The organism is Streptomyces sp. NPDC001868, assembly GCF_040297125.1.
Taxonomy (GTDB): Bacteria; Actinomycetota; Actinomycetes; order Streptomycetales; family Streptomycetaceae; genus Streptomyces.
Genome location: NZ_JBEOYO010000065.1, coordinates 17,547 through 43,138, shown reverse-complemented (window position 1 = coordinate 43,138; position 25,592 = coordinate 17,547). Strand labels below are relative to the sequence as shown.

Here is a 25,592-nt window from a genome sequence, read left to right as displayed (position 1 = left end):
CTACTGGGCCCACCCCGTCAGCGTGTAGACCATCCCGGCGATCCAGGCCAGTCCGGCGATCACCGCGAGGACCAGTCCGGTCGTCACGGCACGCTCGACGGACTGGGTGGGGCCGGCTGCGGGCTTCGGGGCTCGGTGCGTCGTCATACGGCACAGCCTGCCGATCATGACGGCGCGCCGGCATCCGTACTCGTACTCAGTTCGTACTCAGGTACCCGGTGCGCGCGTACGCGTCAGGTGTGCCCCCGCAGGCCCCGGGGATTCAGCCGGCCGTGCCCTTCAGGGCCCGTCGGCACAGCGAGTCGGCGCGGCGGGTGGTCTCCGGGAGGCGGTAGGCCGGGGTGAGGGCGAGGGTGTGGGCGCAGGCGTTGTCGAGGCTCACCCGGTGGCCCACGGAGACGAAGACCGGCTTGACGCCGTCGCGGGTGCGCAGGGCACGGCCCACCTCCTCGGTGTCCGCGAGGAGCGGGGAGGCGCTGCCGCGCGGGGTGCCGGGGTCGTCGTAGGTGAAGGTGAAGGGGTTCTTGGCGACGCCGACCGTGGGCAGGCCGGTGAGGACGCCGAGGTGCGCGGCGAGGCCGAAGCGGCGCGGATGCGCCAGGCCGTAGCCGTCGCAGACGACGAGGCCGGGGTCGCACGGCAGCGCGTCGAGGGCGGCCAGCACGGTCGGGATCTCACGGAACGCGAGCAGTCCCGGAACGTACGGGAAGGAGACCTGCCCGATCGCCGTGGCCTCGGCGACCACGTCGAGCGTCGCCGCGTCGAGCACGACGGCCGCCGCCACGACGACGTCCCGCTCGTCGTCGTACGCCACGTCGACGCCGGTGACATGCCCGCTCCCGGGCGGCGGCCCGGTCTCGTCGAGGATCACCCGGCCCCGCAACTCGTCCTGCACGGCGAGGGCCTGCTCTTCGGTGGCGGGCCAGCCCGCGGGGATGCGTACGGTCGTCATGGTGCTGACGAGCGTACGCATCCCGGCGCGGGGGCGCGGCCCCGGGCTACTTGTCGCCGAGGGCGCGCTTGAGCTGGCTCTTGTTCATGTCCGAACGACCGTGGACGCCCCGCTTCTTGGCCTCTTCGTAGAGCTGGTCGTACGTGGGCCCCTGGGCACCCTTGTGGGAGCGCTGCCCGCCGCGCCTGCTCGACGACATGTCCTCGGTGGAGGTGCGGCTCGCGGTCTTCGACTCGCCGGACCGGGCGCGTTCCTTGTTGACGGTCCGGGCGGCGATCTCCTTGGCGCGCGACTCGCTCTCGCCCCGGTCCTCGGCGCTCTCCTTGATGTGCTCGTACTGGCGTTCCCTCTTGGGGCTCGAACCGCGTGGCACGGCCGATCACTCCCTTCATGCATGCCGCTCATGACTGGAACACGCCACGGGTACCCCGTTCGGCCGGCCCAACCCGCGCCGGTCAGTTCTCCAGCCTGGCCACCCGCCCCTGCTCCCCCGCCGCCCAGCAGCCCCGGTCCGGGGTGCAGTCGACGGTGTCGTACGAGCCGGTGTCGACCGTGCGCCAGGTGCGGCCGCCGTCGGTGGTGAGGTCGGTGCCGGTGGGGCCGACGGCGAGGGCGGTCGTCCTGCTGTACGGGAGCCAGGCGACGCCGGAGCGGTAGGCGGGCGGCGGCTGTGCGGCGGGCTTCCAGGTGCGGCCGGTGTCGCCGGTGGTGGTCGCCGCCCGCGGGGACGGCTGGTCGGCGCGGTAGTCGCCGCCGACGGCGATGCCGTGCGCCCGGTCGCGGAAGGCGAGCGCGAAGACGCCTCGGGCCGGGTCGCCGGCCGGGACGGTCGTGTCGGCGGCCGTCCAGGTCAGCCCCCGGTCGGCGGAGTGCAGCACCCGCGCGCGTGCGGCGCCTCCGGTCGCCAGCCACACATCGCGCGGGCCGGAGTTCACCAGGCACTGCCCGCTCGCCGCGAACCCGGCCTCGCCCTCCAGGGCCGGGGGCATGCCCTCGTTCGGCAGGACCTTCCAGGAGCGGCCGCCGTCCTTGGTGGACAGGATGCGGAACTTCCCGTCCACCGGGTCGCTCATGGCGAGTCCGTGGCGGGGGTCGAAGAAGGTGAGGCAGTCGTAGAAGGCGCGCGGATCGGTGTTGCGGAACGACTCGGTCCATGTCGTACCGCCGTCGTCCGTGCGGTACACGCGGGAGGCCTCGCCCTCGCCGATGGCCAGGACGACCGCCCTGCGTGCGTCGAATGCCTCGATGTCCCGGAACTGCAGCTCCTGTGCGCCGGGCGGTGAGACGTTGCGCCAGTTCCTGCCCCCGTCGGTGGTCCGCAGCACGGTCCCCGCGGAACCCGCCAGCCACGCGCTGTTCCTGCTGACCGCGGCGAGACCGCGAAAGCGCACGTCAGTGCCGGTTTCCTTCAGTTCCCAGTGCGGTGGACGGCCCTCCCCCCGCGCCTGCGCGGGCACCGCCAGGGCGGCGGCGAGTGCCGCCGCGGCCAGGCCCGTCGTCATCGTCCGACTCGTCCGACTCATCCGTCTCGACTGTCCCAAGCCCCTCATGGCGGGCGAAGTTAGTGCACCGGTCCGGCGCCGTCCAGACGGCCTCGGCCGGGAACCACCGGGCGGCGTCCGGTGTCCTCTCCCATATCCCGGAACACGGGATGAGAAATGGATCACCTCAGTGATTGGGCTCGGTGACAGAGGTCACTCGACTCTCCTGTGCACGGATCGGCCCGATCCGGCGTCTTTGCACATGCCAGGCCCCAGCCATCCGGAATCCGTCCACCCGTCACAAGGGAGCAAGGCGTTGTCCATCGTCATCGAGCAGCCCGTAGAGGCCCGTCTCGTCGCCGCCGCGCCGCGGATGCCGAGCATTCCCGCCACGCTCCACTACGACCGTCGCGATCCCTTCGCCGTCCGTATGACCTTCCCCGCCCCGGCCACGCTGGAGGGGGTCGACGTCTGCTGGACCTTCGCCCGTGAACTCCTCGTGACCGGTATGGAGGAGTCGGTCGGCTACGGGGACGTCCGCGTCCGCCCCTACGGCTACGAGCGGCTGGTCCTGGAGTTCCACGCCCCCGAGGGCACGGCCGTGGTGCATGTCCACGCCGGTGAGATACGGCGCTTCCTGGAGCGCTCGATGGACCTGGTGCCGCTCGGCCTGGAGCACCACCAGGTCGACCTGGACCACGACCTCGCGCAGCTGATGCGGGACGCCTGCTGAGGGCGTGCCCCCTTCGACGCCGCCCCGCCGCGCCGGGGGCGGCCGGTCAGGGCGCCAGTGCCCGCTCGTCCCGGTGCCGCGTTTAATGCGTTGACACCCTTCCGCCCCTCTCCGTACGTTGGTTCACGGTCCTGTTGCCGTCGATTGGAGAAGGACGTTGCTCGTCTGAGGTCCTGAGACACCGCGTCACACACCCTGCCGTTTCCCGGCGTTCCTGTGTGCGTAGCGTGCGACCTCGGCGTACGAGCCGTCCTCCGGCAGCGGGCTTTTCTCTTGTCCTCGCCCGTCCTCGTCGTGTCGCCCCTCGCGGTGTTTCGAACGCGTCGCCCCTGGCCGCTTCCCTCACCCGCGAGGTTCCTCATGTCTACTCCCCTCTCCCTCACCTGCACGTCCCTGTCGTTCGCCTGGCCCGACGGCACCCCCGTCTTCGACGATCTGCAAATCGCGTTCGGCCCCGGCCGGACCGGGCTCGTCGGCGTCAACGGGTCAGGGAAATCAACCCTGTTGAAGCTGATCGCCGGTGAACTCACCCCGGCCGACGGCACCGTCCGGGTGGCCGGCGAGGTCGGCTATCTCCCGCAGAACGTCACGCTCGACACCGGCCTGAAGGTCGACGAGGCTCTCGGTATCGCCGCCGCCCGCGCCGCGCTGCACGCCATCGAGGCGGGCGACGTGGCCGAACACCACTTCGCCGCGGTCGGCGACGACTGGGACGTGGAGGAACGCGCACGGGCGACCCTCGGTCAACTCGGCCTGGGCCACGTCGACCTGGACCGCACCATCGGCGAGATCTCGGGCGGCGAGTCCGTACTGCTGCGCCTGGCCGCGCTGTTGTTGCGCCGGCCCGACGTCCTGCTGCTGGACGAGCCGACGAACAACCTCGACCTGTACGCGCGGCGCCGGCTGTACGACGCCGTCGAGTCGTGGTCGGGGGTCATGATCGTGGTCAGCCACGACCGTGAACTCCTGGACCTGGTCGACCAGATCGCGGATCTGCACTCCGGTGAGGTCACCTGGTACGGCGGCAACTTCTCCGCGTACGAGGAGGCGCTCGCCACCGAACAGGAGGCCGCCGAGCGGATGGTGCGGGTCGCCGAGTCCGATCTGAAGAAGCAGAAGCGTGAACTCGTCGACGCCCAGGTCAAGTTGGCCCGGCGCAAGAAGTTCGGGCAGAAGATGCAGGACCAGAAGCGGGTGCCGAAGATCGTCGCGGGTCTGCGCAAGCGCGCGGCCCAGGAGTCCGCGGGCAAGCACCGCCTCCTGCACGAGGAGCGGCTCGCCGGGGCCAGGGAGCGGCTCGACGAGGCGGTGGAGGCCGTACGGGACGAGGACGAGATCCGCGTCGGGCTGCCGTACACGGCCGTACCGCCGGGCCGCACCGTCCTCACGCTCCTGGACCTGGAGCTGAAGTACGGCGCCCGGGTGCGCGGCCTCGATCTGCGGGGCCCGGAGCGGATCGCGCTGATCGGCCGCAACGGCTCGGGCAAGACCACGCTGCTGCGGACGATCGCGGGCGAGCTGGAACCGGTGGGCGGCGAGACGAAGACGCATGTGCCGATGCGGTTCCTGCCGCAGCGGCTCGACGTCCTCGACGACGGGCTGACCGTCGTCGAGAACGTGGCCCGGTTCGCGCCGGACGCCACCAACAACCGGGTACGGGCCCGGCTCGCCCGCTTCCTGTTCCGGGGCGCCCGCGCCGACCAGCCGGCGGCGACACTGTCCGGCGGGGAACGCTTCCGGGCCGCCCTCGCCGCCCTGATGCTCGCCGAGCCCGCCCCGCAGCTGCTGATGCTGGACGAGCCGACGAACAACCTCGACATGGCGAGCGTGCGGCAGCTGACGACCGCCCTGGAGTCCTACGAGGGCGCGCTGATCGTGGCCAGCCACGACCTGCCGTTCCTGGAGTCGATCGGGATCGCCCGGTGGCTGCTGATGGAGGACGGAGAGCTGCGGGCGACCACGCCGGAGGAGGTCGAGATGTCCGACTGATCCGACCGCTCGGCGGGCGCGCCCGCCCCGGCCCTGGCTACCGCCGAGTATCTCAGGAGGGCCACAGCCTGCCGCCGGGGGTTTTGTCCTCGTGGACCGGGGCTGCATGATGGCGGACCGGCGTCGCTTCACGGGCGCCGGGAAACCGTCGTTCGATTCGGAGTTTCACAGTGCCCAGCAAGAAGGCCCTCGTCCGCCGTCCCAGCCCCCGTCTGGCAGAAGGTCTCGTCACGCACGTCGAACGCACGAAGGTGGACGTCGAGCTCGCGGTCGAGCAGTGGGAGGCGTACGGGGAGGCCCTGCGCGCCCACGGCTGGGAGACGATCGAGGTGGACCCGGCCGACGACTGCCCGGACTCGGTGTTCGTCGAGGACACCGTGGTCATGTACAAGAACGTGGCCCTGATCGCGCGCCCCGGCGCCGAGTCCCGGCGGGGCGAGACCGACGGGATCGAGGAGGCCGTGGCCGCGCTCGGCTGCTCGGTGAACTGGGTCTGGGCGCCGGGCACGCTGGAGGGCGGCGACGTTCTCAAGGTCGGCGACACCGTGTTCGTGGGCCGGGGCGGGCGTACCAACGCGGCCGGGGTGCAGCAGCTGCGGGCCGCGTTCGAGCCGCTCGGGGCGCGGGTGGTGTCCGCGCCGGTGAGCAAGGTGCTGCATCTGAAGTCGGCGGTCACCGCGCTGCCGGACGGCACGGTCGTCGGGCACATCCCGAAGATGGACACCCCGTCGCTGTTCGGGCGCTTCCTGCCGGTGCCCGAGGAGGCCGGGGCGCATGTGGTGCTGCTCGGCGGGGACAAGCTGCTGATGGCGGCGAGCGCGCCGAAGACGGCGGAGCTGTACGCCGATCTCGGGTACGAGCCCGTCGTGGTCGACATCAGCGAGTTCGAGAAGCTGGAGGGCTGTGTGACATGCCTCTCGGTCCGGCTCCGGGATCTGTACGTCTGACCCGGTGATCCCTCACCCTTTCGGCCCCGGGACCTGCGTGTCCACGGGGCCGTCGGCATGCCCACCGACGGCTTGCGGGCCCTGCTGATCAGCGGTCTTTACAGCGTGCTTAACCTACGGCATCGTAACCTACGGGTACGTAGCCTACGATGCCGTAGGTTCAGGTCACCGGTCAGTGACCGCCCACGACAACTCAAGCCCCCTGTTCGTCCCCCTGGAGCGTCTGTGTCGATCACTTCTCCTCACCTCGGCAGCCCGTCCAACGAATGGACCGACGCGCGGCTGCTGTACGCGCTGGAGGAAGTCGTCGAGAACGAACTCAACCGGCATCTCAAGGTCACCAAGGACTGGATGCCGCACGAGTACGTGCCGTGGAGCGACGGCCGCAACTTCCCCGGGTTCTTCGAGGACGGCGAGGCCTGGGAGAAGGGGCAGTCCAAGGTCACCGAGGTCGGCCGGATCGCCCTCGTGGTGAACCTGCTGACCGAGGACAACCTGCCGAGCTACCACCACGAGATCGCCACCCTCTTCGGCCGTGACGGCGCCTGGGGCACCTGGGTGCACCGCTGGACCGCGGAGGAGGGCCGGCACGGCATCGTGATGCGCGACTACCTGCTCGCCTCGCGCGCGGTGGACCCGGACAAGCTCGAACAGTTCCGGATGGCCCACATGGGCGAGGGCTTCGAGTCGGACAACCGCCACTCGATGCTCCACACGGTCGCGTACGTCGCCTTCCAGGAGCTCGCCACCCGCGTCTCGCACCGCAACACCGGCCACCACTCCGGTGACCCCGTGTGTGACCGCATGTTGGCGCGCATCGCGACCGACGAGAACCTCCACATGATCTTCTACCGGAACCTGCTGAAGGCGGCGTTCGAGTTCGCCCCCGATCTCACCATGCAGGCCGTCCGCGATGTCGTCGTCGGCTTCCGGATGCCCGGCCACGGCATGCCCGGCTTCGAGCGTGCCGCCGCGCAGATGGCGATCGGCGAGGTCTACAACATGCGCATCCACCACGACGACGTCCTCGCGCCCGTCATCCGCTTCCTGAAGATCATGGAGATCGACGGCCTCGGCCCCGAGGGCATGAAGGCGCAGGAGGAGCTCGGCCTCTACATGGGCGGACTCGACGCGGAGGCCCGCAAGTTCGACGAGAAGCTGGCGGCGCGCAAGGCGCGGATGGCTGCGCGGGCGGCCGGCGCGTAAGCGCTCCGCGGGCGGCGCGTGAGGCGTTGGGGGCGGGGTCGGCTGGATTCGAACCAGCGTGTTCCAGTTTTGGAGACCGGTGCGACTGCCGCTGCGCTACGGCCCCGCCTTGGGAATGAAGCCTAGTCGTTTGTCTGCGGGTGCGTGGGGGCTGGTCGCGCAGTTCCCCGCGCCCCTGAATGATGGCCCTTCGGGCCGATCATTCCCCTCACCACTCCGCCTCCCGGTAGTCCTTCAGGAACACTCCTGACAGCGGGGCGCCCGCCTCGCCTCGCACGATCGGGTCGTAGACGCGGGCCGCGCCGTCGATGATGTCGAGCGGGGTGCGGAAACCGGCGCCGGCCATGCGGTGTTTCTTCGGGGCGGGGTTCTCGTCGGTGATCCAGCCGGTGTCGACGGCGCACATGTGGACGCCCTGCTCGGCGAGTTCGGCGGCGCTGGTGCGGGTGAGCATGTTGAGGGCGGCCTTGGCCATGTTGGTGTGCGGATGCCCGGCCGTCTTGTTGCGGACGGCGAAACGGCCCTCGACGGCGGTCACGTTGACCACGTAACGGCGGGGCCGGGGCGCGGCGAGCAGCAGCGGCAGCAACCGGTCGCAGAGGAGCGCCGGGGCGAGGGAGTTGACCAGCTGGGTCTCCAGGACCTCCGCCGGGTCGAGCTCGCCGAGCCGCGCCGACCAGGAGTTCTCCGGGGAGGGGTCCGGCAGCAGCCCGGCCTCGTCCGCCTCGCGCAGCGCGACGGGCAGGGCGGCGGCCCCGTCCTCCAGCATCCGCATCGGCGTGAACCCCGGTGCCTGCCGCGCCCCTTCGGGCAGCGCGTCGTACTCCCCGGCGGCCAGCAGCGCGTACGACTCCGGTGGCCGGCGTACCGTCTGGGCCGCGTTGTTCACCAGGATGTCGAGCGGCTCGCCCTCCTGCCTCAACTGCTCGCACAGGCCCAGCACTTGGCGCGGGTCCCGCAGGTCGACGGCGACGACGGTCAGCCGGTCGAGCCACTTCTCAGCTCCGGGCTCGGCACGGAAGCGGCGTACGGTGTCGTGCGGGAAGCGGCTGGTGACGAGCAGGTCGGCGCCGTCGCGCAGCATCATCAGCGCCAGCTGGAAGCCGATCTTCACCCGGCCGCCGGTGAGCAGCGCACGGCGGCCGCTCAGGTCGGTACTCAGGGCGCGGCGCGCGGTGTTGTCGGCGGCGCACTCCGGGCACAGCCGGTGGTAGAAGGAGTCGACCTGTCGATAGGGCGTCTTGCAGACGTAGCAGGTGCGCGGCTTCAGGAAGACTCCCCCGCCGCCGTCCGTCCCGGAGGCCGACAGCGGCGCGTCCTCACGTCGCTCCAGGGCTCCGGTGGCGGTCGTGGCCATCACCGCGGCGTCGGCGGCCGATTTCTCGGCGCCGAGGGCCTTGCGGCGGCGCAGCCGGCCGTCGCGCGCGAAGGACGCGGCGACCTGCTCGGCCCGTAGCCGCACGGGGTCGTCCACGGGCAGCGCCCGCAGCCTGCCGACCGTACGGTGGAAGGCCGCCAGCTCTTCCTCGCTGATCCCGCCGCCGTCGCCCATACGTGCCCCGCCCCGCGTGTCCCGTGCCGTGTCCCCGGTCCCGGCCGAACGTCACGGCCTTCGGATCCGCGGAACGCCGAGCGCGGTGCTCCGTGCGCCGTGCTCCGTGCGCCGTGCTCCGTGCGCCGTGCGCCGTGCGGAAACCGTCGCGCGGTCCGGACGACCGGATTCGAACCGGCGTTTCCGCCCTGACAAGGCGGTGCGCCTGCCTCTGCGCTACGTCCGGACCGCGTCCCCGGATCCTATGCGGCCACCCCGGACGGGGCCCACCGGTTTATGACCCAACCGGCGTGCGGGGCCGGGCGGGTCAGCCGTTGTCGGTGCGCCGGAGCCGCAGTCTCTCCTTCTCGGACAGCCCGCCCCAGACGCCGAACCGCTCGTCGTTGGAGAGGGCGTAGTCGAGACATGCCGTACGCATCTCGCACATTCCGCAGATGCGCTTCGCCTCACGCACCGAGCTGCCGGGCTCGGGAAAGAAGAAATCGGCCCCCGTCTGCGCACACAGGGCCCGGTCCTGCCAGGCGCTGTCGATTGGGGTGATCGTGTCGTTGTGCATGCGCAGCATCGTGCCGGGCGCCGAAAAACGTTCGATCAACGCGACATCAACACGCCCCCCAGGCCCTGCCATGGTCCCGTCGCCCACCCGGGTGACACACGGCGGCGCGCGGGAGGGACGAGGGGAGAAAGCGGGCGGGGCGCGCCCCCGTCGGCGGCGTGCGCCCCGCAGAGGCGCGGACCCGTGCCGATGCGCGGGCGATTGTCCGTGGGCGGTGCCAGACTCGGCAGTACAGGCAACGGGCCTCTCGGACCCCTTCGGAGGAGCGCAGCAATGCTCACCACCCGTTATGTCACCGGCGCACCGAACTGGATCGACCTCGGCACTCCCGACATCGAAGGCGCCGCCTCCTTCTACCACCACCTCTTCGGCTGGGAGTTCCGGTCTGCCGGACCCGACATGGGCGGCTACGGCTTCTTCCAGCTCGACGGCCGTACCGCCGCGGCCGGAATGCAGAACCCCCCGGAGCAGGGCCCGCCGTCCTGGAACGTCTACTTCCAGACGCCGGACGCCGATGCCACGGCGAAGGCGGTCGAGCAGGCGCACGGCTCCGTGCTGATGCAGCCGATGGACGTGGCGGACGAGGGCCGGATGGCGATCCTCGCCGACCGGGCGCGCGTGCCGTTCGGTGTCTGGCAGCCGAACCGCACGCTCGGCCTCGACGTCGTCACGGACCCCGGCGCGCTGTGCTGGCTGGAGCTGTACACCCCGGACCTGCCCGCGGCGGCCGGGTTCTACAACTCCGTGTTCGGCTGGGAGACCTCCGCGATCGACATCGCCGGCGGCAGCTACACCTGTGTGAACCCGGCGGGCACCGAAGCGAGGTCCATGTTCGGGGGCATCGTCCCGCTCGACGAGGACCCCAGCGAGGCCGGCTCCGGGCCGTACTGGCTGCCGTACTTCGAGGTCCCGGACCCGGACGCCGTGGTGAACAGGGCGCGGGAGCTGGGCGGCAGCGTCCGGCTGCCCGCCACCGACCTCGCGGGCGCGGGGCGGTTCGCCAAGCTCGCCGACCCGTACGGGGCACGGTTCGCGGTGATCAGGAGCGAGCAGCCGGAAGGCTGAGCCCGAGTCGGCCGACGGCGGGGGCGCCCCCGTGGGGCGCCCGGACGCCGTTCGGTCTGTCGTCATCTCATGAACGCGGCACATTCCTGAGAGCGCTCTCAGTCATAAGTCTTGACGCCTCAACTCCCCCTGGGAACAGTGGGTGCACCACAGCAGGGGCCCCGTCCGCTGTGCCTCCACTCCCCCACATCCCAGGAGGCCATCGTGATCTCCCGCCGTATGTTCCTGTCCGGAACCGCCGCCGCCGTGGGCGCCACCGCCGTCGGAGGCGCGCTCGGCACACCCGCCCAGGCCGCGCCCGCGACCTGCCAACTCGCCCTGCGGAACGCCTCGTTGCCGGGCACCGTCCGGGCGTACGTCACCGGGCACGAGCAGTCGACCGGTGCCTGGCTGCTGCTGCGGGCCGACGGAAGCGTGTACCGGCCGACGTCGCCCTCGGCGCCGCAGACACCGCTGCCGGTCGACTGCGCGATCCCGCTCGGCGCGGCCGGTTCGGCACCGAAGGTGGTGACACTTCCTCAGATGTTCGGTGCCCGCGTCTACTTCGTGCGGGACACGACACTGCAGTTCTTCCTCAACCCGGGCCCGGCGCTGGTCGAGCCCGCCTTCGCGACGCCCGCCGACGCCAACTACGGCAAGACATGGTCGTTCTGCGAGTTCACGTTCAACCCCACCCAGTTGTTCGCCAACATCAGTTACGTCGACCTGGTGACGGCCCTGCCGATCGGGCTGACCCTGGAGGGCGACGCCACGCACACGGTCGCCCCGCTGCCGAACGGGGCGGTGGACCGGATCGCCGCAGACCTGGTGGCACAGTCGGCGCGGGACGGCCAGCCATGGGACCGGCTCGTCATCCGGGGCGGCGACGGCAAGGTGCTGCGGGTCATCTCACCGCAGAACCTGATGGCACCGTACTTCGACCGGCCCGACCAGATGCCGTTCCGCGCCTACTGGGACTCCTACGTCAACCAGGTGTGGGAGAAGTACCGTTCGACCGATCTGAGGATCGACCTCCAGGGCGGCCGGGGCGTCCTCGCCGGCCGGGTCTCCGGTGACACGCTCACCTTCGCCGGCGGCCACTCCTTCGCCAAGCCGACCTCGAAGGACATCTTCACCTGCAACCACGGCCCGTTCGCGAACAACCCCGGCGACCCCGACGCAAAGAAGGCCCTGCTCGCCCGGCTCGCCGCCGGCTTCAACCGCTCGATCATGCTCACCCACCCCACCCAGCCGAACGGGGCGACGGCGGCCGACTACTACCGGGGGACCGTGACGAACCACTGGTCACGCGTGGTGCACGCCAACTCGCCCATCGGGTACGCCTTTCCGTACGACGACGTGCGTCCGGACGGACAGCCGGACGTGTCGGGCGCGGCGCATGACGGCAATCCGCGGCGGTTCACGGTGACCGTCGGCGCGTAGGCGCTCCGCTGGTTTTGTCGGGATTCGTCTGCGGCCGCGTCGTGGCTGGTCGCGCAGTTCCCCGCGCCCCTTTTGGGGCGCGGGTGTGGGCCGGGGGCTACGCGGAGGCGCGGCGGACCAGGGTGGTCGGGAGGATGACGCTTGACGGGGCGTCGGCCAGGCCTCGGAGGAGTAGGCGGGCCATCAACCGGCCCATTTCCTCTATGTCCTGACGGACCGTTGTCAGCGGTGGATCGGACTGTTCGGCCACCGGCAGCATGTCGTCGAAGCCCACCACGGCGACGTCCTCGGGAACCCGGCGCCCCCGCTCCCGCAGCACGCGCAGTGCCCCGGAGGCGGAGACGTCGTTGGCGGCGAAGACGGCGTCCAACTCCGGGCAGCGGTCGAGGAGTTCCCGCATCGCGCGCTCCCCGCCCGCCGGGGTGAAGTCGCCCTCCACGATCAGCCGGGGGTCGGCGTCCACCATGACGTCCCGGAACCCGTCGAGCCGGTCCACGGCGGAGGTCTGGTCGAGGGGGCCGGTGATGTGGGCGATCCGGGTGCGGCCGAGGCCGACGAGATGGCGTACGGCGTCCCGGGCGCCGCCCCGGTTGTCGCTGTCGACGTAGACGGTGGGCGTGTCGCCGCGCGGGCCGTCGGCCCAGCCGGGCCGGCCGCCGAACACGGTCGGGATACCGGCGCCCCGGATCAGCCCCGGCAGCGGGTCGTCCAGGTGCAGCGAGAAGACGAGCGCCCCGTCGACATGCCCGCCCGCGAGATACCGCCCCACACGCGAGTGGTCCTCCGGGCCTTCGGTGAGCAGCAGGACGAGCTGGGAGTCGTGCGCGGTCAACTCCTTGCTGATGCCCCGGAGTTGGAGGGCGAAGAAGGGGTCCGCGAAGACCCTGGTCTCCGGCTCGGCGATCACCACGGCCACGGCGTCGTGCCGCCGGGTGACGAGACTGCGGGCCGCCTGGTTCGGTACGTACCCGAGCTCCTCGACGGCCCTGCGGACCCGCTCGACCAGTGGCTCCCGAACGCCCTCGCCTCCGTTGACGACCCGCGACACCGTCGCCCTGGACACCCCGGCCCGCGCGGCCACGGCCTCCAACGTGGGGCGCGACGCTGTCTCGGACACTTGGGGACTCTCCTCGGGGCGGCTGCGCTCAGGATAGCCCCGCGAAGGTGCTGTTGAGAGCGCTCCCGAGGCATCCGCGGACGACCTCGGCCGGCGATCGGTCCCGGTCGGCCCCGGTCGGCCCCGCTCGGCCCGTCGGGGTTGACCTTCGAGTTGGTCGAAGCCCGAGGATGGCCGGGTGCCTCCTTCCGAACCGATTCCCGATGCCGAACCGATGCCCATCGGTGTCTTCGCCCGCCGCAGTGGTCTGACCTCCAGCGCGCTGCGGTTCTACGACGACTCCGGGCTGCTGCATCCCGCGGAGGTCGACCCGGCCTCGGGCTACCGCTACTACACCGCCGACCAGCTGGGCCGGGCCACCACGCTGCGTCGGCTGCGCGAGATCGCCATGCCGCTTCCCGTCGTCGCGGCGGTCCTCGACGCCGGGCCCGAGGAGGCGGCCCGACTGATCGACGACCACCTCGCACGGGTCCTCGGGGACGCGGAGGCCGCGCGGCGGACAGCCGTTCTCCTCAAGTCGTCCCTCGGTGAGGCGCCGGGTCTGCCGGTCGCCACGCTGAAGGGATTCGTGCTGGCCGACGCCGTCGAGCAGGTCCTGACCGCGACCGCGCGGGAGCCTGATCTGCCGGTGCTCGGTGGTGTGCGGGTCGAGGTGGACCGGGAGGCGGTCACCCTGACCGCGACCGACCGCTACCGGCTCGCGACCCGGACGCTGGTGCCGTCCGAGCCGCCGGCGACGGCGTGGGCGGGCACGGTCTGCGGTGACGAGCTGCGGGCGGCGGTCGCCGAGGTCCGTCGCAGCGCGCTGGTCCGCGTCGAGGCGACCGCGCACGGGATCCGGCTGCGCATGGCGGACCGGGAGGACCGGTACTGCCGGTCGCTGACGGAGGAGTTCCCGGACTTCCGGTCGATGCTCGCCGCGCTGCCGGAGGTCACCACCCGCGTGACGCTCTCGAAGAGCGTGCTCCTGCGCGCCCTGGAGGAGCACTGCGGCGAGCAGGTCGCCCTGCGCTTCACCGGTGGCGGGACGCACATCCTGACTGCCGGTGCCGGAACGCACCTGCTGATGGCCGGTGGCGGGACGCACCTCCTGACGGCCGGTGACGAGCGCCCCGAGACACGGCTCCCGGCCACCGTGACGGGACGAGAACTCGGCATCCGGTTCGAGCTGACGACGCTCTACCCGGCCGTGAGCACCGCCGTCGGACCCGACGTGATGCTCGATCTACGGGGGCCCGACCAGCCCGTCACGATCCGCTCGGCCGACCACGGCGACCTCACCACGCTGGCCATGCCCGTCAAGCCCGCCCCGGCCACCTGAGCCAACCCCCTTCCCTCCGCTCGACGACGACAAGGACCACGCACATGACCGCCAGCAGCACTCCCACCGACACCCACGACGGCTCTCCCAACGGCGCTCCCATCACCGCCGACCCGACCATGGAAGCCATCGGCCGGGCCGTCGCCGAAGGCCGCGCGGGGGACGTCGCCTCCGCCCGCCGGAAACTCCTGGACCTCTGGAACGAGATCGGCGTCACCGGCGACCCGCTGCACCGCTGCACCCTCGCGCACCACCTGGCCGATCTCTACCCCGCCGACCCCGCCCGGGCGTTGGCCTGGGACGTACGGGCCCTGGACGCCGCCGACGCCATGACCCAGCGGCGCGTCCAGGAGCACGACGCCGGTCTGCGCATCGCCGGCTTCTACCCGTCCCTGCACCTCAACCTTGCCGACACCTACCGCCGGCTCGCGTCCTTCGAAGCCGCCGCCGCACACATCGACGCGGCCGGGAGGCACGCCCCGCACCTGGCCCGGGACGCGTACGGCGACCTCATCCGTGGCGCGATCGACCAGGTGGCCGAGGCCATCGGCCGACGGGACACGGCCGAGCGGACACAGCCCGAGCAGCCGGCCGCCCTGCGCTGACCCCCGCAGCGACTCCTCAATGCCCCTCGATGAACCTCGCTGACCCTTCAGTGATCGTGGGACGCGCCGGACCCGCCTGTGTCATGGGGCTCATGCGGCTCGTACCCCGGGATCGTCCCGTCCTTCCTGCGCACCAGGAACAGGCCGACCATGCCCATGTCGGAGTGGCTCTGGACGTGACAGTGGTACATCCAGGCGCCCGCTCCGACGCCCTCGCCCGCGATGACCTGGAAGCCGAAGGAGTCGGCGGGGCCGACGATCTTGTTGTCGATGACCTGGCTGGGGTCGTCGGGGCCGGTGAGCATGCCGGTGCGGTTGTCGGCCCAGCGATGACCGTGCATATGGAAGGTGTGGTAGTACTCGCCGTGCGTGATGACGACGAACTCGACGCGGTCGCCCACGGTCGCGTCGAAGTTGGGGCCGGAGTGCGCGGGCTTGTTGTTGATGAGCAGGTCGTTGAAGACGACGGTGACGGTCTTGTCGGGCAGGATGTCGCCCTTGCGGCGGACGATGACCGGGCCGTAGAGCCCTTTGCGCAGACCGCCCGTGCCGTGTTCGGTGCCGACGACATGGTCGTGGTAGTGCCAGTAACCGGCGCTGCCCGCCCGCCAGGTGCCGTCCTTGCGGGTGCCGGGGGCGTGGGTGCGCCAGGTGTAGGTGCGGGTGCCGCCGGGCTCGACGTCGCTCTTGTTGAGCTTGGTGCCGTCGCTGGAGATCTCGTAGTCGAGGCCGTGGACGTGCAGGCTCGCCGCCACGTCCATCGTGTTCTCGAACTCGATGTGCAGGGTGTCGCCCTCGTTGAGTTCGATCAGCGGGCCCGGTATCGAGGCCTTGCCCTTCTCGAAGCCGTAGCCCATCTGCCCGTCGGGCAGCTTCTCGGCGTACATCTTGATGTGTCTGACCTCGCCGCCGGCCGGGGCCGTCCGCGCCTGTGTGGCGGCACTCGCGGCCTCGGGGGCACCGACGGTCTCGATCGCCACGGACAACGATGTCGCGGCGGCCGCGCCACCCAGCAGCACCCGCCGGTTGAACCCTCGTCTGTCCATCCCGTCCATGCGGAACTCCCCACGCTGATACGGATCTTGCGGAGACGCACCTACGATCGGCCTGTGATCAACCTGTGAGACGGTAGCGGCCGCGTGACCGTTTTTCCACACCCAGGACAAAGTTCGGACCATTCCGGTCATAGGTATTGGCGAGTCGTGTCAAAGGCGGCTAGCTTCCTTGGCGCTGTTGCTGTGACCGAGGAGGTGCCCATGTACTTACGAGGGTTGAGCGACGCGAAGAGACGGGCCTGGGCGGCCACGCTGACCGCCTCGGTCGTCACCGCGGGGCTCCTGGCGGGCCCCGCGGCCCATGCGGGTCCGGCGCCGGAGCCGCCGCTGACAACGATGTCGATCAAGTCCCCGCCTGGGGGTTCGGGCCCTCAGGTGCTGATCTTCCACGGCTCCGCGGCGGCCGGGGACGAGTCGCCCGTGGTGAACGCCGGGATCGAGGCGATCGAGCGGATCGGGCTCTCCGGGCCGGCCGCCGAACGGTTCGGGGTCATCGCCACCGACGACGCGTCCGTCTTCACCGACGAGACCCGGCTGAGCGCCTTCAACGCCGTCGTCTTCCTCACCGGTGGCGGTGATGTCCTGGATCCTGAGCAGGAAGCGGGACTCGAGACCTATATGGAGGCGGGCGGCGGTTTCGTCGGCGTCCATGACGCGGCCCGCGCCGAGCCGTACTCGGACTGGTTCACGGGCCTGATCGGCGCCCGCCCGGCCGCGTCCAGCCCGACGACCGTGCAGCGCGCGACCGTCGAGGTCGGTGACCGCGGGCATCCGGCCACCAAGGACCTGCCGGTGCAGTGGAAGCGGCCCGACAAGTGGCTCAACTGGACGAAGAACCCGTCCGGCACCGTGCACACGGTGGCCCGGGTGCGCGAATCGACGTACCAGCCGGGTGCGAGCGCCAACGGCTGGGACCACCCGGTGAGTTGGTGCCGTGACTACGACGGCGGCCGTTCCTTCTACACGGGCATGGGCGGGACCGTGTCGGCGTACGACGAGACGGACTTCCGTACGCATCTGCGCGGCGCCCTGCTGTGGACGTCCCGTCTGGCGCGGGCCGACTGCAAGGCCACGATCGACGCCAACTACAAGGCGGAGCGGCTGACCCAGCCCAACCAGCCCGGGCAGAACGACCAGATCGGTGAGCCGCACGGCCTGGTCACCGCACCCGACGGACGCGTCCTCTACATCGGCCGGGGCGGCGCCGACTCGTCCCAGCCCGTGGTCACCGACTGGAACAACCCGGACATCGGCAAGGGCAAGGGCGAGGTCCACGTCTACGACCCGAGGACGAAGAAGGTGACCCTCGCGGGCGCGCTCAACGTCTTCGGCAACAAGGGCGGCGGCGACGAGCTGATCAAGGTCGAAGAGGGCCTGCTGGGCATCGAGTTGGACCCGGGCTTCCAGCAGAACGGCTGGGTGTATCTGCACTACACGCCGCACGAGAAGATCAACCGCGACACGCGGATGGCCGAGCGCCGGGTCTCCCGCTTCACGCTCGATCTCGCGACGAACAAGCTGGACCTGGGCAGCGAGAAGACACTGCTCAAGTGGCCGGTGCAGATCCACAGTTGCTGCCACGCGGGCGGCGGGATGACCTGGGACTCCAAGGGCAACCTGTACATCGCGACCGGTGACAACAACTCCAGCGGATTCAGCGCTGGTTACTCCGGCAACAACCCCGAACCGAACTACAAGGGCGTCTCGTTCGCCGACGCGCGCCGCACCGCCGGCAACACCAACAACCTCAACGGCAAGATCCTGCGCATCCACCCGGAGCCCGACGGCACGTACACACTGCCCACGGGCAACCTGTTCACCGGCAAGGAGACCGCCGAGGGCGGCGGCAAGACGCGCGGCGAGATCTATGTGATGGGCGTCAGGAACCCCGCCCGCATCTTCGTCGACCGGCAGACGGACGTCCTCTACGCCGGCTGGGTCGGCCCGGACGCGAGTGCCCCGTCGACGACGTGGGGCCCGGCGAAGTACGACACGTTCGCCGCCATCACCGAGGCGGGCAACCGGGGCTGGCCGTACTGCATGGGCAACAAGCAGCCCTATCGGGACCGCAATCTGCCGGACCCGTCGAAGCCGCTCGGCTGGTACGACTGCGACCGCCCGAAGAACGAGTCACCGAACAACGACGGGCTCGTCAATCTGCCCCCGGTGACCGGCAACAACATCTGGTACGCACCGCAGGGCGGCGGCCCGGACTTCCCCCGGGACGCGAACGGCATCCCCTCGTACAAGAACGAGGACGCCAAGTATCTGCTGCCGTGGCTGAAGGGCGGCGGCCAGGCCACCATGAACGGGCCCGTCTACCGGTACACCGACTCGGACGGCAACTCCGGCCGCTGGCCCGCCTATTGGGACGGAAAGTGGTTCGTCGGCGACTTCTACGACGCAGACCAGCCGCGTCACGCGGTGGTCATGGACCCGAAGAACCAGGGCAGCGGCGGGCTCCCGGTGCACGCGGAGTCGCTGAAGAAGATCGTGCCGGTCGGGACCGACGGCATCAGGAACCTCATGGACTGGAAGTTCGGGCCGGACGGCGCGCTGTACGTCCTGGACTACGGGCGCGGTTTCTTCACCTCGGACGCCAAGTCGGCGTTGTGGCGCGTCACTTACACGGGCGGCGGTCCGACACCGGCGGCCGACGAGCTGGTGAGGAAGGCGGAGTGATGCGGGAACGACGCTCGACGCGCGAAAGACGTCTGTGGACCGTCCTGTTGGCGGCCCTGCTGATGGTTCTCGGGCTCACCTCGACGCCCGCGTCCGGCCGTTCGCAGGAGGCACCGAACCGGGCCGCCGCCGCCCAGGTGCTCACCTGGACCGCCGGTGACGACATCACCAAGTACCTCACCGCCCCGCAGACCGCGGTGGCGGGTCCGACGACGATCGTCTTCGAGAACAGCAAGGCGACCGGCAACACCATGGGGATGCCCCATACGTTGACGTTCGACGTCTCCGACCCGGAGTACCAGAACGACGTCCCGCTCAACATCCTGGCCAACCCCGGCGACGACCAGGGCGGCCGTCACACCGCCGAGGTCACGCTCACGCCGGGCCGGTACCGCTACTACTGCACGATCCCCGGGCACGGTCAGATGCAGGGCATCCTCGTGGTGACCGAGGGCACCGGCGAGGACACCACCGCGCCGGAGACCTCGGCCAAAGTGACCGGGACGCAGAACTCGCAGGGCGCGTACGTCGGTTCGGCGTCGGTGGCGGTGGCCGCGACCGACACGGGCGGCTCGGGTGTCGAGCGGGTCGAGTACGCGATCGGCGACACCGGCGCCTGGCTGCCGTACACCACCCCCGTGGTCATCGACCAGGTCGGCACGCACAGGGTCCGCTACCGGGCCGTCGACAAGGCGGGCAACACGGCGGCCGAGAAGAGCGTCGGGTTCACGGTCGTGGCACCGCCGACGGACGACACGACCGCGCCGGAGACCTCGGCGACGGTGGCCGGTGAGAAGAACCCGCAGGGCGACTACGTCTCCATGGCGACGGTCACCGTCTCCGCGTCGGACACCGGGTCGGGGGTCAACACCATCGAGTACGCGCTCGGTGACTCGGGGGCCTGGCAGCCGTACACCGCGCCGGTGATGGTGCACGAGGTCGGTACGCACAAGGTGCGGTACCGGGCCACGGACAAGGCGGGGAACGTCGCGGCGGAGAAGAGCGTCGGCTTCAAGGTCGTCGCCCCGCCCGTCGTCGACACCACACCGCCGGTGACGGGCGTGACCGTCGAGGGCGACCGGAACTCCGCCGGCGCGTACCTCAGGAGCGCGAAGGTCACCGTCGCCGCCACCGACCACGGCGGCTCTGGCGTCGCCGCGATCGAGTACTCGCTGGACGGCGGCCCCTATCTCGCCTACACCGCACCGGTGGTGGTGGACCGCGCGGGCACGCACACGGTGGCGTACCGGGCGAGCGACAAGGCGGGCAACACGGCCGCCGCGCGCTCGGTGAGCTTCACCGTCGTCTCGGGCGGCGGGGTTCCCGCACCCAACTGCGCCGAGTACGACGAGCGGTTGACGGTCTTCGTCGGCACGGTCGACTCGGGTGTGCCGAACCGGGTCACCAACAACCGGTGCCGTGTCAACGAGTTGATCGAGGACGAGAAGGAGTGGACGTCCCACGCGCTGTTCCTGAAGCACGTCGACACCGTCCTCGACAAGCTGTTCAGGGAAGGGGTCGTCGACCTGCGCGAGTACACCGCCGTGCGGGAGGCGGCGGAGAAGTCCGGCATCGGCAGGCCCGGCCAGACGGAGGGCTACCGCACGATCCTCGACGGCACCGCCGAGTCGTTCGCCAAGTGGCAGCAGGTGGGCGGCGGTTCGTTCGGGCTGAACGGCGACGGCTCGATCACCTCCGGTACGACGAAGGCCGGGCTGGGCATGCTGTGGTTCCCCGAGCGGAAGTACGGCGACTTCTCGCTGCGTCTGCAGTGGCGGGACGACGCACCCGGCACGGGCAACGCCAACTCCGGTGTGTTCGTGCGCTTCCCCGGCGTCCACGACCACCCCGAGGAGTCACGGCCGGAGTGGGTGGCCATCAAGTACGGCCATGAGGTGCAGGTCCTCGACCGGCCCGACGGCGACATGTACAAGACGGGGTCGGTCTACGGCTTCGACCGGGTGGGGCTCGCCGGTGCGGGCGTCACCCAGAAGGGCACCTGGAACGACTACGAGATCCGCGTGGTCGACCAGCACTACTCGGTCTTCCGCAACGGTGTCCTGATCAACGAGTTCGACAACACAGGCGGCCAGGACTTCACCCCGCCCCGCTCGGACGACCCGGGCACGGACGGCCGCCGGTTCGCCTCCGGCTACCTCGGCCTCCAGGTACACGGCACGACGGATGTCGTCTCCTACCGGGACATCCGGATCAAGGAGTTGTAGCCACCGGCCCACTTCCCCGCGCCCCGTCCTCAGGGGCGCGGGGATGTGACATGTGCGGCTCCGCCGCGTGGGCACGAGAAGCCCCACCGGCCCGCAGCCTGAACCCAACGGATCGCTACGTCTTCTTCGCCCGGCTCGGCTGCACCCGCTTGGGCTCCCCCGGCATCTTCGGATACTCCGGCGGATACGGCAGATCCCCGAGTCCGTGGTCGTGTTCGTCCCGCGCCGCCAGCTCCAGCAGCGCCTCCAGGGAGAACGCGTGGTCGTCCATGTCGGCGTGGACGTCACCGACCTCGGCGAAGCGCGGCGGCATGGTCGCCAGGTCGAAGTCGCGCGGCACGGCGTCGCCCACCTCGTCCCAGGTCAGGGGCGCGGAGACGGGTGCGTGCGGGCGGGGTCGTACGGAGTAGGCGGAGGCGATGGTGCGGTCGCGGGCGGTCTGGTTGTAGTCGACGAAGATCTTCGCGCCGCGCTCCTCCTTCCACCAGGCCGTGGTCACCTGTTCCGGCATCCTGCGCTCCAGTTCGCGGGCGACGGCGATGGCCGCTCGGCGGACCTGGGTGAAGGTCCAGTCGGGCCGGATCGGCACGAAGACATGCAGTCCGCGCCCGCCGGAGGTCTTGGGCCAGCCACGCAGATCGCCGTAGTCGTGGAGGACGGAGCGGAGTTCGTGGGCCGCGCGGACCGCGTCGCCGTAGTCCGTGCCGGGTTGCGGGTCGAGGTCGATACGGAGTTCGTCGGGGCGGTCGACGTCGTCGCGGCGGACGGGCCACGGGTGGAAGGTGAGGGTGCCGAACTGGGCGGCCCAGACGACGGCGGCGACCTCGGTGGGGCACATCTCGTCGGCGCTGCGGCCGCTGGGGAAGGTGATGTGGGCGGTGGGGATCCAGTCGGGCATGTTCTTCGGGGCCCGCTTCTGGAAGAAGTTCTCGCCGGTCACGCCCTCCGGGTAGCGCTCCAGGGTGGTGGGCCGGTCGCGCAGGGCCCGCAGGATGCCGGGGCCCACGGCGATGTAGTACCGGGCGAGGTCCAGCTTGGTGAATCCGCGCTCCGGGAAGAAGATCTTGCCCGGGCTGGACAGCCGTACCGTCCGCCCCGCCGCCTCCAGCTCCACCGCTTCACCCATGCGAGCCACGGTAGGCGGAAGGTTCTTTTGCCGCATACCGGGCGATTCTCGCCGCGCGGTATGCGGAATCGTGGTCGCAGAATCGGAGCATGGATCTTCCGGTGATGCCGCCCGTGAAACCGATGCTCGCCAAGTCCGTGGCGAAGATCCCGCCGGACATGCACTACGAGGCGAAGTGGGACGGGTTCCGGGCGATCGTGTTCCGCGACGGCGCCGAGGTGGAGATCGGCAGCCGTACGGGGAAGACGCTGACCAGGTACTTTCCCGAGCTGGTGGCGGCCCTGCGGGAGCGGTTGCCGCAGCGCTGTGTGATGGACGGCGAGATCGTGATCGTCCGGGACGGGCGGCGGCTGGACTTCGACGCGCTGACCGAGCGCATCCATCCCGCGGACTCCCGCGTCCGGATGCTGGCCGGGACGACGCCGGCCTCGTTCGTCGCCTTCGATCTGCTCGCCCTGCACGAGGAGTCGCTGCTCGACGTCCCGCTCACCGACCGGCGCGCGCTCCTGGAGCTGGCCCTGTCGGAGGTGACGGCCCCGGTGCATGTCGCCCCGGCGACCACGGATCGCGAGCTGGCCGAGCAGTGGTTCGAGCAGTACGAGGGGGCTGGCCTCGACGGGGTGATCGCCAAGCCGCTCGGTCTGCTCTATCGGCAGGACGAGCGGGCCATGTTCAAGATCAAGCACGAGCGGACGGCGGACGTGGTGGTCGCCGGCTACCGCCTCCACAAGAGCGGCCCGGTGGTCGGCTCACTGCTGCTCGGCCTGTACGACGCCGGGGGCACCCTCCAGCACGTGGGCGTGTCCGCCGCGTTCCCCATGAAGCGGCGCGCGGAGCTGGTGGAGGAGCTGGAGCCGCTGCGGATGGAGGATGTCGGGGAGCACCCCTGGGCGGCCTGGTCCGACGAGGCGGCGCACGAGACGGCCCGGCTGCCGGGCGCGCCGAGCCGGTGGTCGACGAAGAAGGACTTCTCCTGGGTGCCGCTGCGGCCCGAGCAGGTCGCCGAGGTCGCGTACGACCATATGGAGAACGGTGTCCGCTTCCGTCACACGGCCCGCTTCCGCCGCTGGCGCCCGGACCGTACGGCCGACAGCTGCACCTACGCACAGCTGGAGGAGCCGGTGAACTACGACCTGGCGGAGATCCTCGGCCACTGAGCCCGGCGCCCGGGCGCGTTCACGGGCGCCCTCGGCGTTCGGTTCAGGGCTCCATCACCACCTTCACGGCCCCGTCCTCCTTGCGCTGGAACATCTCGTAGGCGTGCGGGGCGTCGGTGAGCGGCACCCGGTGGGTGGCGAAGTCGTCGACGCCGAGCGGGTCGTCGTCCGTGAGGAGCGGCAGGATGTCGTCGCTCCAGGTACGGACGTTGGCCTGGCCCATGCGCAGCCGGATCTGCTTGTCGAACAGGGTGAGCAGGGGCAGCGGGTCGACCTTGCCGCCGTAGACGCCGGAGAGGGAGATGGTGCCGCCGCGTCGTACGAGGTCGATGGCCGTGTAGAGGGCGGCCAGCCGGTCCACGCTGAGGTGCTCGGCGAAGCGCGAGCCGACCGCGCGCGGCAGATGTCCGGCCGCGTTCTGGACGAGCCGGGCGGCCGCGCTGCCGTGGGCCTCGGTTCCGACGGCGTCGATCACCGAGTCGGGGCCGCGCCCGGCGGTCCGGTCCTGGATCGCGCCGACCAGTTCCTTCTCGCTGTCGAAGTCCCGCAGGTCGAACGTCTCGACGCCCCGTGCGCGCGCCCGGCGCAGCCGCTCGGGCACCAGGTCTACGCCGAACACCTGCTCGGCGCCGCGTAGCAGGGCCACCCGGCAGGCCATGTCCCCGATGGGGCCGAGGCCCAGCACGGCGACGCTTCCGCCGGGCGGGACGTGCGCGTACTCGACCGCCTGCCAGGCGGTGGGGAGGACGTCGGAGAGGTAGAGGAACCGGTCGTCGGGCGGCCCTTCCGGCACCTTGATCGGCCCGAACTGTGCCTGCGGGACGCGCAGATACTCGGCCTGGGCGCCCGGGACGGCCCCGTACAGCCGGGTGTAGCCGAAGAGGGCCGCGCCCATGCCCTCGCCGGTGCACTGGGTGGTCTCGCACTGGGTGGGGAGCCCGGTGAGACACATCCAGCAGCTGCCGCAGGCGATCTGGAACGGTACGACGACCCGGTCCCCGGCCGCCAGGTCGGGCACCCCGGCGCCGACCTCCTCGACGATGCCCATGGGTTCGTGGCCGAGGATGTCGCCCGGGGTCATGAACGGGGTGAGCACCTCGTACAGGTGCAGGTCGGAGCCGCACAGGCCGGTGGAGGTGATCCTGATGACCGCGTCCGTGGGCTCCTGGATCACCGGATCGGGCACGGTCTCCACGCGTACGTCCCGCTTGCCCTGCCACGTCACTGCCTTCATCGTGTCCACGCTCCGTTCCCACGCCTCGGTCAGCAGGTTCCGCCCGAGTACCCGGCCCCTCACCCCCGAACCAGACAGAAACAATCCACTATGGCCATCCATAAACAGATAAGTGCACAATCGGATGCATCATGGGCTGGATGAGCGGGATGAGCGGGATGAGTACGGTGTGCAGGGGATCGCGGGCGCGGCGGGCGGAGCGCGGCGCGACGGTGGGGGCGCTGCTCGCCGCCGTGGTCACGGGCGCCCTGCTGGCGGGCTGCACCATGACCGGCACGGGCGACGACGGACGCGGGCAGGGAAACGGCCGCCGGGACGACCGGACCAGCGCGCCGCCCGCCGGTTCCGTACTCGCCGTGAAGATCGACAACGTCTCCGCCGCCCGCCCGCAGACCGGTCTCGACGCCGCGGACATCGTCTACGCCGAGCAGGTCGAGGGCGGCCTCAGCCGGCTGATGGCCGTGTACGCGACGAAGTTCCCGGAGGCGGTCGGCCCGGTGCGCAGCGCCCGGGAATCCGACCTGGAGCTGCTGCGCCAGTTCGACGAACCGACGCTGGCGTTCTCGGGCGCGCAGGGCAAGCTGCTTCCGCTGATAGACCGGGCGCCCCTGCACGCGGAGACCCCGGAGGACACCGACGGCGCGTACTTCCGCGGCGACGAGAAGCCCGTCCCGCACAACCTGTATCTGCGCCCCGACGACCTGATCGACTCCCCGCCCGGCCCGGACGCCCTCACCACCGGCTTCCGCTTCGGCCCCGCCCCCTCCGGCGGCACCCCCGAGGACTCCCGCACCGTCCGCTATCCGGCGGCCCGCTTCACCTTCACCTGGTCCGGGGACCGCGAGCGCTGGCTGGTCTCCATGGACGGCACCCCGACGATCACCACGGACGACGTCCGGGTCGCCCCGGCCACGGTGATCGTCCAGCGGGTGACGGTCCGCGCGTCCCGCTTCCACGACTACCTGGGCAACAACACCCCGTACACGGAGACCGTGGGCTCGGGCCGCGCGGAGGTCCTCCGGGACGGCAAGGTCTTCGACGCGAAGTGGGAGCGGAAGAGCGCGACGGACGGCACGACGTTCACGACGACGGACGGCGAGCCGATGAACTTCGCGAAGGGCCAGGTGTGGGTGGTGTATACCGGCGCCCGGTGAGCGCTAGCCGACA

The 25,592-nt window shown here is 70.9% G+C and carries 22 protein-coding genes and 2 tRNA genes; 12 read left to right on the top strand and 12 right to left on the bottom strand.

Annotated elements, in window-relative coordinates; all coding sequences use genetic code 11:
- The 4 genes from mmpA to ABT147_RS41185 all read right to left on the bottom strand — a co-directional run bounded on the left by mmpA (position 1) and on the right by ABT147_RS41185 (position 2,454).
- Positions 1 to 147: a morphogenic membrane protein MmpA gene (gene mmpA, locus ABT147_RS41200; RefSeq protein ID WP_351416344.1), complete on the bottom strand. Its 147-nt coding sequence runs from the start codon at positions 145 to 147 to the stop codon at positions 1 to 3.
- A 115-nt stretch (positions 148 to 262) separates the two neighbouring features.
- Entirely contained in the window at positions 263 to 952 is a 690-nt protein-coding gene (locus tag ABT147_RS41195; protein WP_351416318.1) for an endonuclease V, read from the bottom strand.
- Between the two features lie 46 nt (positions 953 to 998).
- Positions 999 to 1,325 (bottom strand): plasmid stabilization protein, encoded by a 327-nt coding sequence (locus ABT147_RS41190; protein ID WP_351416315.1) that lies wholly within the window; start codon positions 1,323 to 1,325, stop codon positions 999 to 1,001.
- Between the two features lie 82 nt (positions 1,326 to 1,407).
- On the bottom strand, positions 1,408 to 2,454 hold the full coding sequence (locus ABT147_RS41185; RefSeq protein WP_351416342.1) for a WD40/YVTN/BNR-like repeat-containing protein: 1,047 nt from the start codon (positions 2,452 to 2,454) through the stop codon (positions 1,408 to 1,410).
- Positions 2,455 to 2,749: 295 nt separating this feature from the next.
- Between ABT147_RS41185 and ssgD the strand changes: the two genes are divergently transcribed.
- The 4 genes from ssgD (at position 2,750) to ABT147_RS41165 (ending at position 7,308) form a co-directional block, all read left to right on the top strand.
- A complete protein-coding gene (gene ssgD, locus ABT147_RS41180; RefSeq protein WP_351416313.1) occupies positions 2,750 to 3,166 on the top strand; it encodes a spore wall synthesis regulator SsgD in 417 nt (138 codons plus the stop codon).
- Between the two features lie 360 nt (positions 3,167 to 3,526).
- Entirely contained in the window at positions 3,527 to 5,155 is a 1,629-nt protein-coding gene (locus ABT147_RS41175) for an ABC-F family ATP-binding cassette domain-containing protein (protein ID WP_351416310.1), read from the top strand.
- A 170-nt stretch (positions 5,156 to 5,325) separates the two neighbouring features.
- Positions 5,326 to 6,102 (top strand): dimethylargininase, encoded by a 777-nt coding sequence (gene ddaH / locus ABT147_RS41170; protein WP_351416308.1) that lies wholly within the window; start codon positions 5,326 to 5,328, stop codon positions 6,100 to 6,102.
- 225 nt (positions 6,103 to 6,327) lie between these two features.
- Entirely contained in the window at positions 6,328 to 7,308 is a 981-nt protein-coding gene (locus ABT147_RS41165; RefSeq protein WP_351416305.1) for an acyl-ACP desaturase, read from the top strand.
- 27 nt (positions 7,309 to 7,335) lie between these two features.
- Here the strand turns inward: ABT147_RS41165 and ABT147_RS41160 are convergent.
- The 4 genes from ABT147_RS41160 to ABT147_RS41145 all read right to left on the bottom strand — a co-directional run bounded on the left by ABT147_RS41160 (position 7,336) and on the right by ABT147_RS41145 (position 9,416).
- Positions 7,336 to 7,417: transfer RNA gene (locus ABT147_RS41160), tRNA-Trp, on the bottom strand.
- A gap of 99 nt (positions 7,418 to 7,516) precedes the next feature.
- Positions 7,517 to 8,860: an SDR family NAD(P)-dependent oxidoreductase gene (locus ABT147_RS41155; RefSeq protein ID WP_351416303.1), complete on the bottom strand. Its 1,344-nt coding sequence runs from the start codon at positions 8,858 to 8,860 to the stop codon at positions 7,517 to 7,519.
- 154 nt (positions 8,861 to 9,014) lie between these two features.
- Positions 9,015 to 9,086 (bottom strand) — tRNA-Asp (locus ABT147_RS41150).
- Positions 9,087 to 9,167: 81 nt separating this feature from the next.
- Positions 9,168 to 9,416 (bottom strand): WhiB family transcriptional regulator, encoded by a 249-nt coding sequence (locus ABT147_RS41145; RefSeq protein WP_351416300.1) that lies wholly within the window; start codon positions 9,414 to 9,416, stop codon positions 9,168 to 9,170.
- Positions 9,417 to 9,689: 273 nt separating this feature from the next.
- On the opposite strand from ABT147_RS41145, the gene ABT147_RS41140 reads away from it, so the two are divergent.
- Together ABT147_RS41140 and ABT147_RS41135 are read left to right on the top strand one after the other, a co-directional pair.
- The gene (locus ABT147_RS41140) at positions 9,690 to 10,481 is read left to right on the top strand and encodes a VOC family protein (RefSeq protein WP_351416298.1); all 792 of its coding nucleotides are present in this window, start codon (positions 9,690 to 9,692) and stop codon (positions 10,479 to 10,481) included.
- 219 nt (positions 10,482 to 10,700) lie between these two features.
- A complete protein-coding gene (locus ABT147_RS41135) occupies positions 10,701 to 11,903 on the top strand; it encodes a glycoside hydrolase family 64 protein (RefSeq protein ID WP_351416339.1) in 1,203 nt (400 codons plus the stop codon).
- A 97-nt stretch (positions 11,904 to 12,000) separates the two neighbouring features.
- Here the strand turns inward: ABT147_RS41135 and ABT147_RS41130 are convergent, their stop codons facing one another.
- Positions 12,001 to 13,020, bottom strand: a complete 1,020-nt coding sequence (locus tag ABT147_RS41130; RefSeq protein WP_351416296.1) for a LacI family DNA-binding transcriptional regulator — start codon at positions 13,018 to 13,020, stop codon at positions 12,001 to 12,003.
- Positions 13,021 to 13,234: 214 nt separating this feature from the next.
- Here ABT147_RS41130 and ABT147_RS41125 point away from each other — a divergent pair, with 214 nt between their 5' ends.
- Complete coding sequence (locus ABT147_RS41125) at positions 13,235 to 14,341, top strand: DNA polymerase III subunit beta family protein (protein ID WP_351416293.1); 1,107 nt, start codon at positions 13,235 to 13,237, stop codon at positions 14,339 to 14,341.
- Between the two features lie 44 nt (positions 14,342 to 14,385).
- The gene (locus ABT147_RS41120; protein WP_502983252.1) at positions 14,386 to 14,946 is read left to right on the top strand and encodes a hypothetical protein; all 561 of its coding nucleotides are present in this window, start codon (positions 14,386 to 14,388) and stop codon (positions 14,944 to 14,946) included.
- Positions 14,947 to 14,993: 47 nt separating this feature from the next.
- Here ABT147_RS41120 and ABT147_RS41115 read toward each other — a convergent pair whose 3' ends face one another.
- Positions 14,994 to 16,001: a multicopper oxidase domain-containing protein gene (locus ABT147_RS41115; RefSeq protein ID WP_351416292.1), complete on the bottom strand. Its 1,008-nt coding sequence runs from the start codon at positions 15,999 to 16,001 to the stop codon at positions 14,994 to 14,996.
- Positions 16,002 to 16,202: 201 nt separating this feature from the next.
- On the opposite strand from ABT147_RS41115, the gene ABT147_RS41110 reads away from it, so the two are divergent.
- Positions 16,203 to 18,683 (top strand): ThuA domain-containing protein, encoded by a 2,481-nt coding sequence (locus ABT147_RS41110; protein WP_351416290.1) that lies wholly within the window; start codon positions 16,203 to 16,205, stop codon positions 18,681 to 18,683.
- Entirely contained in the window at positions 18,683 to 20,908 is a 2,226-nt protein-coding gene (locus tag ABT147_RS41105) for an OmpL47-type beta-barrel domain-containing protein (protein WP_351416288.1), read from the top strand. Before ABT147_RS41110 ends, ABT147_RS41105 begins: the two co-directional genes overlap by 1 nt.
- A 115-nt stretch (positions 20,909 to 21,023) precedes the next feature.
- Here ABT147_RS41105 and ligD read toward each other — a convergent pair whose 3' ends face one another.
- The gene (gene ligD, locus ABT147_RS41100; RefSeq protein WP_351416286.1) at positions 21,024 to 22,034 is read right to left on the bottom strand and encodes a non-homologous end-joining DNA ligase; all 1,011 of its coding nucleotides are present in this window, start codon (positions 22,032 to 22,034) and stop codon (positions 21,024 to 21,026) included.
- Positions 22,035 to 22,123: 89 nt separating this feature from the next.
- Between ligD and ABT147_RS41095 the strand changes: the two genes are divergently transcribed.
- On the top strand, positions 22,124 to 23,191 hold the full coding sequence (locus ABT147_RS41095; RefSeq protein WP_351416284.1) for an ATP-dependent DNA ligase: 1,068 nt from the start codon (positions 22,124 to 22,126) through the stop codon (positions 23,189 to 23,191).
- Between the two features lie 43 nt (positions 23,192 to 23,234).
- Here ABT147_RS41095 and ABT147_RS41090 read toward each other — a convergent pair whose 3' ends face one another.
- Complete coding sequence (locus tag ABT147_RS41090; protein WP_351416281.1) at positions 23,235 to 24,425, bottom strand: zinc-dependent alcohol dehydrogenase; 1,191 nt, start codon at positions 24,423 to 24,425, stop codon at positions 23,235 to 23,237.
- 149 nt (positions 24,426 to 24,574) lie between these two features.
- On the opposite strand from ABT147_RS41090, the gene ABT147_RS41085 reads away from it, so the two are divergent.
- Entirely contained in the window at positions 24,575 to 25,579 is a 1,005-nt protein-coding gene (locus ABT147_RS41085; RefSeq protein ID WP_351416333.1) for a DUF3048 domain-containing protein, read from the top strand.
- The last annotated feature ends 13 nt before the right edge of the window (positions 25,580 to 25,592 follow it).